Origin of the sequence: Buttiauxella sp. S19-1, from assembly GCF_022134725.1 — a bacterium.
GTDB lineage: Bacteria > Pseudomonadota > Gammaproteobacteria > Enterobacterales > Enterobacteriaceae > Buttiauxella > Buttiauxella ferragutiae.
On sequence record NZ_JAHWLU010000005.1, the window covers coordinates 68,001 to 85,419 of the forward strand.

Consider the following 17,419-nt stretch of genomic DNA (forward strand, 5'->3'; position numbering starts at 1 on the left):
GGAGATGAAAAATGTTTAGCTCAGTATTGATAGCCAACCGCGGTGAAATTGCTGTTCGCGCCATTAAAACATTGAAAAAAATGGGGATCGCCAGCGTGGCGGTGTATTCCGAACCCGATGCCAATGCACAGCATGTGATGGATGCCGACGTCGCCATCGCGTTGGGCGGTGAGAAAGCGGCTGAAAGCTATCTTGATATAGAGAAAATCATCGCAGCAGCCAAACAAAGCGGCGCGCAGGCGATTTTCCCAGGCTACGGTTTTTTGTCCGAACGCGCGGAATTTGCCCAGGCGTGCGCTGAAAACGGCCTCGTTTTTATCGGCCCCACCGCTGAACAAATCCGTGACTTTGGGCTGAAGCATTGCGCTCGCGACCTGGCGTTTAAAGCTGATGTACCGATGACGCCGGGAACCGGTTTGCTGTTAACGCTGAAAGAAGCACAACTGGCGGCAGCTGAAATTGGTTACCCGGTAATGCTGAAAACTACCGCTGGTGGTGGTGGCATTGGCCTGACACGTTGTGAAGATGAAGCGAGCCTGGTTGACGCCTGGTCGAGCGTAAAACGCATGGGGCAGCAGTTTTTCAGCGACGATGGTGTGTTTATCGAGCGTTTTGTCGACCGCGCGCGCCATCTTGAAGTGCAAATTTTTGGCGACGGCAAAGGCAAAGTGGTGGCGCTGGGCGAACGCGATTGTTCATTGCAACGCCGTAATCAGAAAGTGGTGGAAGAAACCCCTGCGCCAAATTTACCGCAGGCCACGCGTGAAGCTATTCACGCCGCCGCCGTGGCACTAGGCGAATCGGTGAATTACCGCAGCGCAGGCACCGTGGAGTTTATCTACGATGCTGCCCGCGATGCGTTTTACTTCCTCGAAGTGAATACCCGTTTGCAGGTAGAGCACCCGGTTACCGAAATGGTCACCGGTCTGGATCTTATCGAATGCATGATTAACGTCGCCGCAGGCGTCACGTTTGACTGGCAGCGTTTAGCGCAACCGCCGAAAGGGGCATCCATCGAGGTGCGCATTTACGCCGAAGATGCGTTGAAAAACTTCCAGCCAAGCCCTGGCGTGCTGACCGACGTTTTCTTCCCCGAAAATGTGCGCGTCGATGGTTGGGTGAGCACGGGCAGCGAAGTGAGCGCGTTTTACGATCCGATGATCGCCAAAGTGATCGTTTATGGTGACGATCGTCAGCAGGCGTTAAGTAAACTGAACACCGCGCTTGCCGCCACGCGTTTACACGGTATCGCCACCAACCTCGATTACCTGCGCCAAATAGTGCAACTGGCTGAATTTAAAGCCGGAATGATGTGGACGCGTTTGCTTGATGGTGTGGAATACCAGGCGCATGCGATTGAAGTGCTGGAGCCGGGCACCTGGAGCAGCGTGCAGGACAGCCCCGGCCGACTGGGTTACTGGGACATTGGCGTGCCGCCATCGGGGCCAATGGACGATTTTGCGTTTCGCCTCGCAAACCGCATTGTCGGCAACCATCCGTCAGCCGCAGGTCTTGAATTTACCCTGCAAGGGCCAACGCTGCGTTTCCACAGTGCGGCGACCATTGCCTTAACGGGCGCGGATTGCCCGGCAACGCTCGACGATGAAGCGGTTCCTTACTGGCAGCCAGTGATTGTGAAAGCAGGGCAAACGCTAAAGCTGGGGCGTGCGACTTCGGGTTGCCGCACCTATCTGGCGGTGCGTAACGGAATTGATGTGCCGGTGTATCTCGGTAGCCGCTCAACGTTTGCCCTTGGGCAGTTCGGCGGCCACGCCGGGCGCACCTTGCGAGTGGCGGATGTGCTGGCGATTTCCCAGCCTTGCTTACCAGCCTGCACCACGCCTGCGCCGATTTCACTGCCGCAAACGCCGGAACCGGCGGTGATTCCGCAGTACAGCGATTTGTGGGAAATCGGTGTGTTGTACGGGCCACACGGTGCACCTGATTTCTTCACGCCGGAGTCGATGCAAACGTTCTTTGAGTCCGAATGGCAGGTTCACTACAACTCCAACCGCCTTGGCGTGCGATTAGTTGGCCCGAAACCGCAGTGGACGCGAGCTGACGGTGGCGAAGCGGGGCTGCATCCTTCCAACGTTCACGACTGTGAATACGCGATTGGCGCGGTGAATTTTACCGGAGACTTCCCGGTGATTTTGACGCGCGACGGCCCAAGCCTTGGTGGGTTTGTTTGCCCGGTAACCATCGCCAAAGCGGAACTGTGGAAAGTCGGGCAGGTGAAGCCTGGCGACCGTATTCGCTTCCACGCCATTACCTTTGAACATGCTCAGTCGCTGGAAATCGCCCAGGACGTGGCGGTCACTAATTTGCTGCACGTGTTGAACCTACCGGATTTGCACCCGTCGATCACCCCAACTACCACTTCAAGTGCGGCAATTCTCGCAGAACTGGCGGCGCAGGGTGATTTACCGGCGGTGGTTTACCGCCAGGCAGGTGACAACTATGTGCTGATCGAATACGGCGACAACGTGCTGGATTTGGCGCTGCGCCTGCGTATTTATCTGCTGATGAAAGCCATCAATCAGGTCGGGGTTTCCGGCATTGAAGAGCTTTCGCCGGGCGTGCGTTCGCTGCAAGTGCGTTACGACAGCCAGCATATTTCCCAGTCGCAATTGCTCACTTTGCTGCTTGGCCTGGAAAAACAGCTCGGCGATGTCACGACACTTAAAATCCCGTCGCGCATTGTGCATTTGCCGATGGCCTTTGAAGACAGCGCAACCCTTGCCGCCGTTGAGCGTTACAAAGAAACCGTGCGCGCCGATGCGCCATGGCTGCCCAATAACGTTGAATTTATTCAGCGCACCAATGGGCTGGCGCACCGCGACGAGGTTCGGGAGATCATCTTTAACGCCAGTTATTTGATTCTGGGTTTGGGAGATGTGTATCTCGGCGCACCGTGCGCAGTGCCGCTCGACCCGCGCCACCGCTTACTCAGTTCGAAATATAACCCAGCGCGCACCTGGACTGCCGAAGGCACCGTCGGGATTGGCGGCATGTATATGTGCATCTACGGCATGGATTCACCCGGTGGATACCAACTGGTGGGGCGCACGCTGCCTATCTGGAATAAATTCCTTAAAAACGAACAGTTTGGCGACGAACCATGGCTGCTGAAATTCTTCGACCAGGTGCGTTTTTATCCGGTAACGGAAGATGAGTTGACCGAGTTCCGCAGCGCTTTCCGTGAAGGACGCGCGCAGGTGCGTGTTGAAGAAGTCGAGTTTGATTTTGCCGCTTACACCACGTTCCTTGCCGACAACGCCGATGACATTGCTGATTTCCGCCAGCACCAACAACTGGCATTTAACCGCGAAGTGGCGAACTGGAAAGAGCAAGAAAGTGCTGCCATTGAGATCGCGATGCAGGCGGAGCCGCTGGATATTGAAGACCAGGAGGGCCATCTGGTGAGTGCCGATTTGAACGGCAATATCTGGAAAATCCTCGTGGAACCTGGGCAAACGGTGAAGCAGGGTGAGCCGTTGATTGTGGTGGAAGCCATGAAGATGGAACTGATGGTGGCAGCACCATGTGATGGCACGGTCTTGCGAATCAGTTGCCAGCAAGGGCATCCGGTTGGGCCGGGTGATGCGTTGTTGTGGCTGGATGCGGTGTGATGTTTGGTAACGGACGCCCTCATCCCGACCTTCTCCCCCAGGAGAAGGAGAAAACCGAACAATCCCCTCTCCCCCAGGAGAAGGAGAAAACCGGACAATCCCTTCTCCTCCAGGAGAAGGAGAAAACCGGACAATTCCCTCTCCCGTGGGAGAGGGTTAGGGTGAGGGCATGAAAAAACCAGAAGGCATTGCCGAGCGCATCTACCGCTTACTGAAACAGGAAATTTTTGATTTCCAGTTACTGCCAGGCGACCGATTCAGCGAAAACGACATCGCAGTGCGCATGGCGGCGAGCCGCACACCGGTGCGCCAGGCGCTGTATGCGCTGGAACAAGAAGGCTATGTCGAAGTGCAGCCGCGTAGCGGTTGGCAGATCAAAGCGGTGGATTTCGATCATCTGGAATCACTCTACGATCTGCGCATTGTGCTGGAACTGGAAGCCGTAAAACGGCTATGTGCGCTGCCTGCAGAAGTACGCTCGCGGCCGTTACAGGCGCTAAAGCAGTTCTGGATTGATGCACCGCAATTGCCAGACGGCGCGGAAGTCGCCAGCCACGATGAAGTTTTCCATATGACGCTGGTCGAAGCGGCAGGGAACCCGGAAATGGTGCGGGTACACCGCGAAATCACCGAAAAAATTCGTATTGTGCGGCGGCTGGATTTCACCAAACGCCCCCGCGTCAGTGCCACGTATCTCGAGCATGGGCAGATTTTGCTCGCCATTTTGAACCGTCAACTTCAGGAGGCGCAGACCCGCTTACACGACCATATAGCCGCAAGTCAGAAAGAGGTTCGTCAAATTACTCTCCATATGCTTCATCAGGCGAAGCATGGGGTTATTTCTTAATAATACGTTTGGGAGTACACACACTATGCAACGTCGCACCTTCATTAAAGCTTTCGCGCTCTCCGCGTCTGTTGTCAGCATGGGGCTGGCCTTCAGCGCACAAGCTGCTGACACCATCAAAGTGGGCATCATGCACTCGCTGTCCGGCACTATGGCGATTTCTGAAACGCCGCTCAAAGATGTGGCGCTGATGACTATCGCCGACATTAACGCCAAAGGCGGCGTGCTGGGTAAACAGCTCGAACCGGTGGTGGTTGACCCAGCGTCAAACTGGCCGCTGTTCGCTGAAAAAGCACGCCAGTTATTAAGTCAGGATAAAGCGGCGGTGGTGTTTGGCTGCTGGACGTCGGTCTCGCGCAAATCAGTGTTGCCGGTGTTTGAGGAGCTGAACGGGCTGCTGTTCTACCCGGTGCAGTACGAAGGTGAAGAGATGTCGCCAAACGTGTTTTATACCGGTGCGGCACCAAACCAGCAGGCGATCCCGGCGGTGGAATACCTGATGAGCGAAGACGGTGGGGCGGCGAAACGCTACTTCCTGTTGGGTACGGATTACGTTTACCCGCGCACTACCAACAAGATTCTGCGCGCGTTCCTGCATTCCAAAGGCGTGCAGGATAAAGACATTGAAGAGGTGTATACGCCGTTTGGTTACAGCGATTACCAGACCATTGTTGCCAATATCAAGAAATTCTCGGCGGGCGGCAAAACCGCGGTTATCTCCACCATTAACGGCGACTCCAACGTGCCGTTCTACAAAGAACTCGCCAATCAGGGCCTGAAAGCGACCGATGTTCCGGTGGTAGCGTTCTCGGTCGGCGAAGAAGAGCTGCGCGGTATCGACACCAAACCGTTGGTCGGCAACCTGGCGGCATGGAACTACTTCGAATCGGTGGATAACCCAACCAACAAAGCGTTTGTCGCCGAATGGAAAGCCTACGCCAAAGCCCACAAGCTGCCGAATGCCGACACGGTCGTGACCAACGACCCGATGGAAGCGACCTACGTCGGCATCCATATGTGGGCGCAAGCGGTGGAAAAAGCCGGAAGCACGGATGTGGACAAAGTTCGTGAGGCGATGGCAGGGCAAACATACAAAGCGCCGTCTGGCTTTACGCTCACCATGGACGCCACCAACCACCATCTGCATAAGCCAGTGATGATTGGTGAAATCGAAGGCAACGGCCAGTTCAACGTGGTGTGGCAGACCGAAGGCCCGGTTCGCGCCCAGCCGTGGAGCCCGTTCATTGCCGGTAACGACAAGAAGTCTGACGAGCCTGTGAAAATGGCGAGCAACTAAAGCAAAACCAGTGTCGGGTGACGCTAACGCTTACCCGACCTACAAATGCCTTTGTAGGGTGGATAAGCGCAGCGTCATCCACCATAAACTCCAGGAGATGCCCATGAAACTTGTACGCTGGCTGTTATTCGTAGCCTGGCTGCTGCCGTGTTTCGCTCATGCCGGAGACGCTGAGGATTTTGCCGCAGCAAACCGCACGCAACAGGCAAAACTGCTGCAAACATGGGCGGCGGCACCGGATGCAAAGCGGTTACCGTTACTCAACGCTCTGGCGCAAGAAAATCTGGTCATTAACGATAGAAAAGTCCGACTGACTAACCGATTACGCGTTCTTGCAGGCAGCGCACTCGCCAGTCATCGCCTGATAAGTGACAATGTCACTGAGCGTTTGCAAGCGGCAGAGGCGCTGCAACGCGATGTCCAGCCTGATTTGCTGCCGTTGCTGCAACAAAGGCTGAAAGCTGAACCGGATGAAAATGTCCGCCACGCGCTGGAAGGCGTGCTGGCACAACTACAACTCGCGAGCACTGACGCAAAAGTGCGTTTAAATGCAGTCGACCTGCTGAGTCACTCGGCTGACCCCGACACCCAGGCACTACTCAAACCGCTGACGGACGCGCAGACCGAACCCGACGCGCAGGTGCGCAAAGCGGCGAGCGAAGGGCTGAAAAAAATTCAACACCGTTTAATGCTGGGCGAGATTCTCGGTCAGGCATTTATGGGGCTGTCGCTGGGTTCTATTTTGCTGCTGGCAGCGCTGGGGCTGGCGATTACCTACGGTTTGCTGGGCGTGATTAATATGGCGCATGGCGAAATGCTGATGTTGGGCGCGTATTCCGCATGGCTGGTGCAAAACGCTTTTCAGCAATATGCACCGGCCTGGCTGACGTTTTACCCGATTGTCGCTTTGCCGGTGGCATTTGCCATCACCGCCGGAATCGGCATGGCGCTTGAGCGCACCGTGATTCGCCATCTTTATGGCCGCCCGCTGGAAACCTTGCTGGCGACGTGGGGCATCAGCCTGATGCTTATCCAGATTGTGCGCATGGTGTTTGGTGCGCAGAACATGGAGGTCGCCAACCCGGCGTGGTTGTCTGGTGGCGTACAAGTGCTGCCAAACCTGATTTTGCCGTGGAACCGCCTGGTGGTGATTGGTTTCGTGATGCTGGTGTTGCTCTTCACCTGGTTGCTGCTCAATAAAACGCGTCTTGGCATGAATGTGCGAGCCGTGACGCAAAACCGCGCCATGGCCGCCTGCTGCGGCGTGCCAACCGGGCGCGTGGATATGCTGGCGTTTGGCCTCGGTTCCGGCATTGCAGGTCTTGGCGGGGTGGCGCTTTCTCAGCTTGGTAACGTCGGCCCGGAGCTGGGGCAAGGCTACATCATCGATTCATTCCTGGTGGTGGTGCTCGGCGGTGTCGGGCAACTGGCGGGAACCGTGGCCGCAGCTTTCGGGCTTGGGATCTTTAACAAAATTCTGGAACCGCAAATTGGTGCGGTGCTGGGCAAAATCCTCATCCTTGTGCTGATTATTCTGTTTATCCAGAAACGCCCGCAAGGCCTGTTCGCCCTGAAAGGGAGGGTTATCGACTGATGAGCCAGCCGCTAACGTTAACACTGACCCGCAAAGCACCGCGCATCTCGATGGCGCTGGGTTCGCTGATGGTGGTGCTGATGCTGACATTGCCGTTTCTGACGCTGTTGCCAGCCAGTCATCCACTGAGTCTTTCGACTTACACGCTGACGCTGGTCGGCAAAATCCTCTGTTATGCAACTGTCGCGGTTGCGCTGGATTTGGTGTGGGGATACGCCGGGTTATTGTCACTTGGGCATGGCATTTTCTTTGCACTCGGCGGCTACGCGATGGGCATGTATCTGATGCGTCAGGCCGCAGGCGACGGGCTACCGGCGTTTATGTCGTTCCTTTCCTGGGATCAATTGCCGTGGTTCTGGTGGGGTACGCAGCATTTTGCCTGGGCGTTGGCGCTGATTGTCCTGGTGCCGGGGCTGCTCGCGTTGGTGTTTGGCTTCTTTGCCTTCCGCTCAAAAATCAAAGGCGTCTATTTCTCGATTATGACCCAGGCGCTGACCTACGCCGGAATGCTGCTGTTCTTTCGCAATGAAACTGGCTTTGGTGGCAACAACGGTTTCACTGGCTTTACCACTATCTTAGGTATGCCGATTACCGCAACGGGTACGCGCATCGGGCTGTTTATCGCCACGGTTTTGTTGCTGATGGCAAGCCTCGGAATAGGTTTCACATTGGCTCGCAGCAAGTTTGGCCGGGTACTAACCGCGGTGCGCGATGCGGAAAACCGCCTGGTGTTCTGCGGCTATGACCCAAAAGGTTTCAAGCTGCTGGTGTGGACGCTATCTGCGGTACTTTGCGGGCTGGCGGGGGCGTTGTATGTGCCACAAGTTGGGATTATCAACCCTGGTGAAATGTCGCCAACCAATTCTATCGAAGCCGCTATTTGGGTGGCACTCGGCGGGCGCGGCACGCTGATAGGCCCGATCCTTGGCGCAGGTCTGGTGAACGGTGCGAAAAGCTACTTCACCATGGCAGTGCCGGAATACTGGCAGCTGTTTCTTGGCCTGATTTTTATCGTCGTCACGCTGTTTTTACCGCGCGGCGTGATTGGCCTGCTGCGTAAAGGAGAGAAATAATGCAACCCGGCGAACCACTTTTTACCCGCCAGCATGAGGCTGACCGCTTCCGCGACCAGACTGACCCGGTACTGATGCTGGAAAACATCAATGTCAGTTTTGACGGTTTCCAGGCTCTGACGAATTTGTCGCTCAATATTGGCGTTGGCGAATTGCGCTGTGTAATTGGCCCGAACGGTGCCGGAAAAACCACGCTGATGGATGTGATTACCGGCAAAACGAAACCGCAAAGCGGCAGGGCATTTTACGATCAATCCACCGATTTAATGTGCCTCGAACCGGCAGATATCGCCAAACGCGGCATTGGCCGCAAATTCCAGAAGCCGACGGTGTTTGAAGCGCTGACGGTGTTTGAAAATCTCGAAATTGCCCAGAAAACCGATAAATCGGTGTGGGCGAGTTTGCGGGCGAAACTGAATTCTGAGCAGCGCGACCGCATCGACGAAATGCTGACAACGCTGCGACTCGCTGCCGAACGCCATCGCAAAGCGGGCCTGCTTTCCCATGGGCAAAAGCAATTTCTCGAAATCGGCATGTTGCTGGTGCAGGAGCCACATTTGCTGTTGCTCGATGAACCCGCCGCAGGCATGACCGATGCGGAAACCGAATATACCGCCGAACTGTTTCGCGGGCTGGCGGGCAAGCATTCGCTGATGGTGGTGGAGCACGATATGGGCTTTGTGGAAACCATTGCTGACCATGTGACGGTGTTGCATCAGGGGCAGGTGCTGGCGGAAGGTTCACTGCGTGAAGTGCAGGCTAATGAACAGGTGATTGAGGTTTATTTGGGGCGCTAAATTCATGGTGGAGGACGCTGCGCTTTTCCACCCTACAACTTCATGGTGCATGACGCTTCGTGTTTCCACCCTAAAACTGTCCATGTAGGTCGGATAAGCGAAGCGTCATCCGACACAAACTCGGGGATAACTATGCTCATAGTCAACGATCTAAACCAATACTACGGCGGCAGCCATATTCTGCGCGGCGTCTCGTTTGAAGCAAAGATTGGTGAAGTCACCTGCCTGCTGGGGCGCAATGGCGTGGGGAAAAGCACGCTGCTGAAATGCCTGATGGGGTTGATCCCGGCAAAATCCGGCAGCGTGAACTGGCAGAAAAATAATATCACCAGCCGCAAACCACACCAGCGCGTACAGGCAGGAATTGCCTATGTGCCGCAGGGCCGCGAGATTTTCCCGCGCTTAACGGTCGAAGAAAATCTGCTGATGGGGCTTTCACGTTTTACCGGGCGTGAAGCTAAACAAGTGCCGGAAGAGATTTATCACTTGTTTCCGGTACTCAAAGAGATGAAGCAGCGGCGCGGCGGCGACCTTTCCGGCGGGCAACAGCAGCAACTGGCCATTGGCCGTGCGCTGGCCTGTAAACCGCAGTTGCTGATTCTGGACGAGCCAACCGAAGGGATACAGCCTTCGGTGATTAAGGAGATCGGTCAGGTTATTAGTAGTCTTGCCGCAAAAGGCGATATGGCTATTTTGCTGGTCGAACAATTTTATGACTTCGCCGCCGACCTTGCCGACAGCTATTTAGTCATGTCGCGCGGTTCAATCATTCAACGCGGCGCGGGAGCGAATATGGAAACCGATGGGGTAAGAGGGCTTGTTGCCATTTAAACCACGGTATGGTCTACAAAAACGGCCACATTTTGGTTCTTTGTGTTGTGCCTTTAGTTGTTTATATTCAGGAGACTAATGTCAAAACCTGGTGAGGCGTCGCTTGAGTGGATTAAACGAATATCAACAACCAGTAGGCCATGCTCTGCCAGCCTGGCAGCCGTGCCCGCGCCCGCAACGTAGGGTGCTGGAAGGGCGCTTTTGCCGCCTCGAACCGCTATCTGACGCACATAGCGCGGATTTGTGGGCCGCATGGAATACGGCGCAAGATGGCCGTGGCTGGACGTATCTGAGTATTGGGCCGTTTGCTGAGCAACAGCAATTTGCCGACTTTATTGCCAGCGCCGCGCAGAGCAACGACCCGCTGCACTTTGCGGTTGTCGATTGCCAGAGCGGCAAGGCCTGGGGAACGCTGTCACTAATGCGTATCGACCCGGCGAACGGGGTAGTTGAAGTCGGTTTTGTGATGTATTCGCCGTTGCTGCAACGCACTGTTCAGGCTACCGAAGCCCATTATCTGCTGATGAAATATGCCTTTGACCTGGGCTATCGCCGCTATGAATGGAAATGTGACAGTCTGAATGGCCCATCGCGCCATGCGGCGATCCGCCTTGGCTTCCGTTATGAAGGGTTATTCCGCCAGGCCGTGGTGTACAAGCAGCGCACTCGCGATACCGCGTGGTTTTCGATTCTCGATAGCGAATGGCCGCTGATTCAGCAGGCATTTGAAAGCTGGCTTTGCGTTGAGAATATGCCGGATGGCGTGCAGAAACAGGGGTTGGCGCAGATTCGTGAAAGCCTGAGCCACCATCGTCCAGCCGACAGCAGAAACACGCTGCAAGTCAGAGCACTGGAAGAGGGCGATCACGCGGCGTGGGCTGTTTTATGGCAGGGTTATTTGACGTTTTACAACAGCCAGCTCAGTGATGAAATTAGCCAACTGACGTGGCGCAGAATGCTTGACGCTAACGAACCGATGTTTGCGCTGGGGGCGTTTGACGGGCAGGGGAAAATGGTCGGTTTTACCCATATGGTTTACCACCGAGGCACCTGGTCGGCAGAAGATCATTGTTATCTTGAGGATCTGTTTACCGCGCCTGAATCACGCGGCAAAGGCATCGGGCGGGCATTAATCGAAGGGGTTTATCAGCATGCTCAGGCGAAAAGTTGCCAGCGCGTGTACTGGCATACCCATGAAACCAATGCCGCAGGCCAGGCGTTATATGACAAGTTAGCGGATAAGCCGGGCTTTATTCAGTATCGAAAAGATTTGGTTTAGCGTAACCCGTTATACGGTTTCGGTTTTGTAGGGTGGATAAGCGCAAGCGTCATCCACCATTTAATTGAGCACCAACATCGGCTTGGCCGCCATCCCTTTCACAACCATCAAATAAGCCAGCGCGATGGCGGCCATCAATACCACAAACAGCATATACGGCGGCAACCAGGTCAGCATTAATCCAGTGAATAGTGGATTACATGCGCCGCCTAACCATCCCAATTGTTGGGCTGAGAAATAGCTGGCTTTCAGTCCCGCTGGGGCAATGTTATCCACCAGCATATATTCACCAGGGGCGAAGATAAGCTCGCCGAGAGTAAACACCGCCGCCGATAAGCCCCACAGCAGCAAGTTGTCGCCGGAAATCATAAAGCCTGCCAGCCCGGCGATGAAAAATAGCGTGCCGTATGCCATCAGCTTTTTAATGTTATCCGGGCGAATGCGTTTACCAACCATGTATTGAAAAACCACCACCACAAACGCATTCACTGGCAGAACCACACCCACCACTTTTTGTGCCAGATCCGAATCAGAGATGGCAATTGCATACTGCGATAAACACGCGGCGAACGAGCCGAAGACCAGCGAGCCGAGGAAAGCCGACAAAGTGAAATACATCAGCGCCTTATCTTTGAGCATTTGCAACGGCGAAAGCCTGACGTTGCTGTCTTGCTGGAGTTCACTCACCGGCACGCTATGCACATAACGGCTAATCACGATAAACGGAATGATCGCCGTCAGGCCGGATAACCAGAATGGCAGGTTAGTGCTGTAGAGCACCGCCAGCGTGCCAATCGGCGGGCCAACCGTCCAACCGATATTGGCGAAGGTGTAATTGAGCGAGAAAATTTTCGGTTTCTGGTGAATTTCCAGCGTGTCAGAAAAATAGCCTTTTAGCACCGTCGCAAACACCGAATAAGCGCAGTTAATCAGCGAGTAAAATACCACCACCAGAACGGCGTTATTCACCAGCGGGATCGCGACAAATCCGCCGAGAAAAATCACAATCGCCAGCAGCATGTATTTTTTCTTGTCGAATTTATCTGCCAGGATGCCAAACCACAGGCTGAAAACCACCCCAGCGGTGAGAGCCATCGTCAGCGCCATGCCAATTTCGTTTAACGGCATGTTGTATTGCCGGGAAAGGTAAATGGTCATAAAGGGGAGCGTTAGCCCACGTCCTACGGTCAGTAACAGTGAGGAGAGCAGTAAAACGCTGATGGAGAGTTGCTTGCCAGAGAAACGCGTTGCTAAAGAAACCATTTTATCGTTTGTTTTTATTAATGATTAATTGGGGGTTATCAGATTTAGCATGAAGATTTGGCAAAGTATAGATGCCGTTTATCAGGGAATGCTTTCTGTATCTAAGCTTTAAAGTGCCAACTGTATCTATTCAAACTGTTAGTTTAGCCGTAAATTTTAACAAATTTGTAATATCAACAGAGGTCGAAGTATGACGCGCAAAGATGGACTGCTGGCGATGCTGGTCGTGGTGGTGTGGGGGCTGAATTTCGTAGTGATCAAAATGGGGCTGCATAATATGCCGCCGCTGTTATTGGCTGGTCTGCGTTTCTTGCTGGTTGCTTTCCCTGCGTTACTGTTTGTCGCGCGTCCGAAAATTCCTTTTCGCTTGCTGGCCGCTTACGGGCTGACGATCAGCTTTGGGCAGTTTGCATTTTTGTTCAGCGCCATTAAATTTGGCATGCCTGCGGGGTTGGCTTCACTGGTGCTTCAGGCGCAGGCGTTCTTCACGATTATCCTCGGCGCTTGTGTCTTCAAAGAACGTCTGCAAGGCAAGCAACTGGCGGGGATTTCCCTTGCTGTTATCGGTGTGCTGGTGCTGATTGAAGGCAGTCTTGGTGGGCAACATGTGGCTTTGCTCGGTTTTATGCTGACGTTGGCCGCGGCGTTTAGCTGGGCATGCGGCAATATCTTCAATAAGAAAATTATGCAACTGGAGGCGCGTCCGCCAATTATGTCTTTGGTGGTGTGGAGTGCATTAATTCCGGTACTGCCATTCTTTGCCGCCAGTTTCCTGTTCGATGGGGCAGCCGTGATGTGGCAAAGCCTGATAGCCATTGATATGACGACGATTTTGTCGCTGGTTTATCTCGCATTTGTAGCAACAATTGTTGGTTACGGGATTTGGGGAAGTTTGCTGGGGCGCTACGAAACCTGGCGTGTTGCACCGTTATCGTTACTGGTGCCGGTTGTCGGGATGGCGAGTGCCGCATGGCTGCTGGGGGAAACCTTGTCGATGACACAGTTAGCGGGGGCGCTGCTGATTATGGGCGGATTGTATATTAATGTCTTCGGCTTGCGGGTGCGCAGAACGGTGACGAATTAGTGTGCCGGGCGGGTCAGCGTTCCAGACCCGCCATGGTAGAGATTAGTGGCTGTTGTCGCGGTAATACGGCGTACCCAGCAACTCAGACTTGTCACCCATCATGTGGCTATCGTCAGCACAGTTTTCAGACGCGGGGATAATCATGTTGCCATGATTGGCTTGCGTGGCACTGAATTGGGTTGATTGCTCCGCCAGAGCGTTAGTGGAAGCCAGAATCAAAAGCAGGCTTGCCGCGGAGATGTAACGTTTCATAAATCCTCGGTGTCTGAATCAACAGACGGTTGCATAGCGTTTGTTAACAATATTAATGATTTAGCGGATGAATATACTTTCCTTCACCACCTGAACACGCAACGCGGAACCGATGAGGAGGTACAGAAAAGTAATTCTTGAAGGTCCGAGTGAGCGTCTGTTGCGACTCAAACCCATACTGCTCTGCCAAATAGAGAATCGGCTCGTTGCTTTGTTTCAGCTTGAGGGCGATCTCAGTCAATTTGCGATTGCGGATGTATTGGCCTAATGAATGGCCGGTCTCTTTTTTAAACATCCGTTGCAGGTGCCACTTCGAGTAGCCCGAACGCTGCGAAACCTTCTCTAGCGACAGAGGGGTTTCCAGGTTTTCTTCAATCCAGTCCAAAATGCTTTGAATGGTGATTGAATCATTGTTTCGTCTGGACATCGTTCACCTCTTTTCAGGTTTTACGGCAATACCTTTGTCAGCAGTTGATAAAGTGTGGTCACTTCATCTGCTGTCAGGTTTTTAGTCAGTTCTTGATGCAGGTTTTTTCCGACAAGTTGGTGACATTTTTCGCACAATGTTTTCCCTTCCGGAGTCAATCGTACCAGTACACCGCGTTTGTCGTTGGGATTAGGCAACCGTTCAATCCACCCCTTGCTCAGCAGGCGGTCCAACATGCGAGTTAACGCACCCAGGTCTACTGATAAGGCTTTTTTCAACTCGACAGGCTGTACGCACTCTTCGCAATAAATGCTGCAAAGCACCTTAAATTGCGTGGCGGTGATATCGAGTGGGGAAAGATGATCGTTTAGCAGGCGATCCTTATGTTGGTTAACCATATGAATCAGTCTTCCAAGCGGAATCACCTCGTTAAACAGATCGTTAGTGTTTTTCACTATTATTGCCCAGGCAAGTATATTTAATCACGGCAGATATTATTGCTCAGGCAAGCATATGTCAACGTTATGAATATGTGATGACACAAATAGCTAAAACGGTTCAACTGTTAACATACATACAGTTCTGTAACGAATGCGCGAAGGGTGACTGCTATACTCTGAATCGCGAAAAGTCACTGCAATTAAGGGTTAGAAGATGATGGATTTGGTAAAGGCCATAGGGTTTGGGCTGGTGGTGTTATTGCCGCTGGCTAACCCGTTAACAACGGTAGCATTGTTCCTCGGCCTTGCTGGCGATATGAATAAAAAGGCGCGTGATAGAACTGCGCTGATGGCGTCAGTGAATGTATTCATCATCATGATGGTGGCTTACTACGCTGGGCAAGTTGTGATGAACACCTTTGGTATTTCGATACCGGGCTTGCGTATTGCGGGTGGCTTAATTGTGGCCTTTATTGGTTTCCGCATGCTGTTCCCGCAGCAGAAGGCGCATGAATCACCGGAAGCACATACAAAAGCCGAGGAGCTTGAGCAGGAGCCTGATACCAATATCGCGTTTGTCCCATTGGCGATGCCAAGTACGGCGGGGCCGGGGACCATTGCGATGATCATCAGTTCATCGTCAACGGTTGAGCATGGTGTCAATTTCCCCGCCTGGGTTGTGCTGGTGGCTCCACCGCTGATTTTTGCGCTGGTAGGGCTGATTTTGTGGGGGAGTTTACGCAGTTCTGGTGCGATTATGCGCCTGGTCGGCAAGAGCGGTATTGAAGCGATTTCGCGCCTGATGGGCTTCCTGCTGGTGTGTATGGGGGTTCAGTTCATTATTAACGGGGTACTAGAGATTATTACCAAATTTCCAGCCCAATAAACGCGAATGTCGGGTAAGCGCAACGCTACCCGACATCCTTTATCCTGGCTAACCGTGGCTGTGCTGTTCTTCTAAGGAAACCGGCCAACGACGGAAAATTAATACTGAAACGATAAGCGCCACCAGTGCCGGAACCGCCCCCACCAGCCCAATACTCGACATATCAAAATGCAGGCTAACCTGGTTACCTACCAACGCGCCCGCGCCAATCCCGAGATTAAAAATCCCTGAGAATAACGCCATAGAAACATCGGTTGCATCGGGGGCCAGTGCCAAAACTTTCACCTGCATGCCGAGGGTGATAACCATAATGGCGATTCCCCAGAACAGGCATAACAGAGTGAGCTGAGTGCTGCTTTGCGCGGCAGGCAGTAACAACGCGAGGCACAACACCAGTAAACCGATCGAACCGCTGACCAGCGTTGATGAATGGCGATTGCCCAGTTTACCAAACAGCACGCTGCCAATAATCCCTGCGGCACCCAGCACCAACAGTAGCAGCGTCGCCACGTTCGCACTCAATCCGGCTACGGTTTGTACGAACGGTTCGATGTAGCTGTAGGCGGTGTAATGCGCGGTCACCACCACCGCGACCAATACATACAAGCTCACCAGGGCTGGGCGTTTAAACAGCAACGGCAAACTTTTCAGCGAACCTGAGTGTTCGCTTGGCAATTTAGGCAGCAGTTTCATCACACAGAACAGCGTGAGCGCGGCGACGACACCAATAGCGAAGAAAGTGGTACGCCAGCCGAAATATTGCCCAACGATACGTCCAAGCGGCAAACCTAAAACCATCGCCAGCGCGGTACCTGTGGCTATCAAGCTGAGTGCTTGAGCCTTTTTCCCGGCCGGTGCCATACGAATCGCCAGCGACGCGGTAATTGACCAGAATATAGCGTGGGCAAAGGCAATCCCAATGCGGCTAATCACCAACACCGGGAAGCTCCAGGCGACGAATGAGAGCACGTGACTTACGATAAATAAGACGAAAATACTGACCAATAAGCGCTTTCGTTCGACCTGACTGGTTAACAGCATAAAGGGAAGGGACATTAGCGCCACCACCCATGCGTAGATAGTTAGCATGATCCCAACTTGCGCAGTCTGCATACCAAAACTATCGGCAATGTCAGACAGTAAACCAACCGGGACAAATTCCGTGGTGTTAAAAATAAAGGCCGCGACAGCGAGCGTAACGACGCGTAGCCACGCCGTTTTACGTGAGACTTTGCTTATAGTCATAGATGGTATTCGCGCAGGTTTTAGAAAGAGTGGTGAGCAGGCGATCATAAAACCATCAAACCAGCTGTACAACCAATTTTGTGATTTAAGTCTCATTTTATTGTGGTGATTTTCATGGAAGTTATGACATGGTAGAAGTCATAGGCTTACCGAGGGAGAAAATGCCATGCAGCAAATTGATTTTTATATGGTCGATGCGTTTACGGACACCACTTTTGGTGGCAATGCTGCTGCGGTTTGCCCGCTGACGGAATGGCTGCCAGATGCAACCTTACTGGCAATGGCACGACAGCATAATCAATCGGAAACAGCTTTTTTTGTCACCACCGATGAGGGTTTTGAGTTGCGTTGGTTTACCACGCAAGGGGAGGTAAACCTTTGTGGCCATGCAACGCTGGCAAGCGCGCATGTGATTTTTGAATATCTGAATTACCCGGAAACTGCAATTCAGTTTTCAACGCGATTTGTGGGC

16 protein-coding genes and 1 pseudogene are annotated in these 17,419 nt (G+C 53.4%); 12 read left to right on the forward strand and 5 right to left on the reverse strand.

Going from position 1 to position 17,419, the window contains the following annotated elements:
• Positions 1 to 11 precede the first annotated feature (11 nt).
• The 9 genes and pseudogenes from uca (at position 12) to MES37_RS02535 (ending at position 11,350) form a co-directional block, all read left to right on the forward strand.
• Entirely contained in the window at positions 12 to 3,632 is a 3,621-nt protein-coding gene (uca, locus tag MES37_RS02495; protein WP_237930041.1) for an urea carboxylase, read from the forward strand.
• Positions 3,633 to 3,801: 169 nt separating this feature from the next.
• Positions 3,802 to 4,479: a GntR family transcriptional regulator gene (locus tag MES37_RS02500; RefSeq protein ID WP_237930042.1), complete on the forward strand. Its 678-nt coding sequence runs from the start codon at positions 3,802 to 3,804 to the stop codon at positions 4,477 to 4,479.
• 25 nt (positions 4,480 to 4,504) lie between these two features.
• A complete protein-coding gene (gene urtA / locus MES37_RS02505; RefSeq protein WP_064546946.1) occupies positions 4,505 to 5,776 on the forward strand; it encodes an urea ABC transporter substrate-binding protein in 1,272 nt (423 codons plus the stop codon).
• A gap of 103 nt (positions 5,777 to 5,879) precedes the next feature.
• On the forward strand, positions 5,880 to 7,370 hold the full coding sequence (gene urtB / locus MES37_RS02510) for an urea ABC transporter permease subunit UrtB (RefSeq protein ID WP_237930043.1): 1,491 nt from the start codon (positions 5,880 to 5,882) through the stop codon (positions 7,368 to 7,370).
• Complete coding sequence (urtC, locus tag MES37_RS02515) at positions 7,370 to 8,443, forward strand: urea ABC transporter permease subunit UrtC (protein ID WP_121813452.1); 1,074 nt, start codon at positions 7,370 to 7,372, stop codon at positions 8,441 to 8,443. Before urtB ends, urtC begins: the two co-directional genes overlap by 1 nt.
• Positions 8,443 to 9,240, forward strand: coding sequence for an urea ABC transporter ATP-binding protein UrtD (urtD, locus tag MES37_RS02520; RefSeq protein WP_064546823.1), 798 nt, complete (start codon positions 8,443 to 8,445; stop codon positions 9,238 to 9,240). The genes urtC and urtD overlap by 1 nt, the downstream gene beginning before the upstream one ends.
• Positions 9,241 to 9,372: 132 nt before the next feature.
• On the forward strand, positions 9,373 to 10,071 hold the full coding sequence (urtE, locus tag MES37_RS02525; protein ID WP_064546821.1) for an urea ABC transporter ATP-binding subunit UrtE: 699 nt from the start codon (positions 9,373 to 9,375) through the stop codon (positions 10,069 to 10,071).
• 103 nt (positions 10,072 to 10,174) lie between these two features.
• Positions 10,175 to 10,864: pseudogene (locus MES37_RS02530) on the forward strand (GNAT family N-acetyltransferase); the annotation flags it as partial.
• A 105-nt stretch (positions 10,865 to 10,969) separates the two neighbouring features.
• Positions 10,970 to 11,350 (forward strand): GNAT family N-acetyltransferase, encoded by a 381-nt coding sequence (locus MES37_RS02535; protein ID WP_255424174.1) that lies wholly within the window; start codon positions 10,970 to 10,972, stop codon positions 11,348 to 11,350.
• A 60-nt stretch (positions 11,351 to 11,410) separates the two neighbouring features.
• Here the strand turns inward: MES37_RS02535 and ydeE are convergent, their stop codons facing one another.
• A complete protein-coding gene (gene ydeE, locus MES37_RS02540; RefSeq protein WP_121813455.1) occupies positions 11,411 to 12,613 on the reverse strand; it encodes an efflux MFS transporter YdeE in 1,203 nt (400 codons plus the stop codon).
• A 190-nt stretch (positions 12,614 to 12,803) separates the two neighbouring features.
• Between ydeE and eamA the strand changes: the two genes are divergently transcribed.
• Entirely contained in the window at positions 12,804 to 13,697 is an 894-nt protein-coding gene (gene eamA, locus MES37_RS02545) for an O-acetylserine/cysteine exporter (RefSeq protein ID WP_133521455.1), read from the forward strand.
• Between the two features lie 42 nt (positions 13,698 to 13,739).
• Here the strand turns inward: eamA and marB are convergent, their stop codons facing one another.
• From marB to marR, 3 genes are read right to left on the reverse strand one after another with little or no spacing between them, the layout of a single operon-like run.
• Positions 13,740 to 13,949, reverse strand: coding sequence for a multiple antibiotic resistance regulatory protein MarB (gene marB / locus MES37_RS02550; protein WP_064546814.1), 210 nt, complete (start codon positions 13,947 to 13,949; stop codon positions 13,740 to 13,742).
• A 52-nt stretch (positions 13,950 to 14,001) separates the two neighbouring features.
• Complete coding sequence (gene marA / locus MES37_RS02555; protein WP_064546812.1) at positions 14,002 to 14,376, reverse strand: MDR efflux pump AcrAB transcriptional activator MarA; 375 nt, start codon at positions 14,374 to 14,376, stop codon at positions 14,002 to 14,004.
• 20 nt (positions 14,377 to 14,396) lie between these two features.
• The gene (gene marR, locus MES37_RS02560) at positions 14,397 to 14,831 is read right to left on the reverse strand and encodes a multiple antibiotic resistance transcriptional regulator MarR (protein ID WP_064546810.1); all 435 of its coding nucleotides are present in this window, start codon (positions 14,829 to 14,831) and stop codon (positions 14,397 to 14,399) included.
• A gap of 199 nt (positions 14,832 to 15,030) precedes the next feature.
• Between marR and MES37_RS02565 the strand changes: the two genes are divergently transcribed.
• A complete protein-coding gene (locus MES37_RS02565; RefSeq protein ID WP_064546808.1) occupies positions 15,031 to 15,702 on the forward strand; it encodes a MarC family NAAT transporter in 672 nt (223 codons plus the stop codon).
• A 48-nt stretch (positions 15,703 to 15,750) separates the two neighbouring features.
• Here MES37_RS02565 and MES37_RS02570 read toward each other — a convergent pair whose 3' ends face one another.
• Complete coding sequence (locus MES37_RS02570) at positions 15,751 to 16,947, reverse strand: sugar transporter (RefSeq protein WP_064546806.1); 1,197 nt, start codon at positions 16,945 to 16,947, stop codon at positions 15,751 to 15,753.
• Between the two features lie 166 nt (positions 16,948 to 17,113).
• Between MES37_RS02570 and MES37_RS02575 the strand changes: the two genes are divergently transcribed.
• On the forward strand, positions 17,114 to 17,419 hold a 306-nt coding region (locus tag MES37_RS02575), incomplete at its 3' end, for a PhzF family phenazine biosynthesis protein (RefSeq protein ID WP_237930044.1).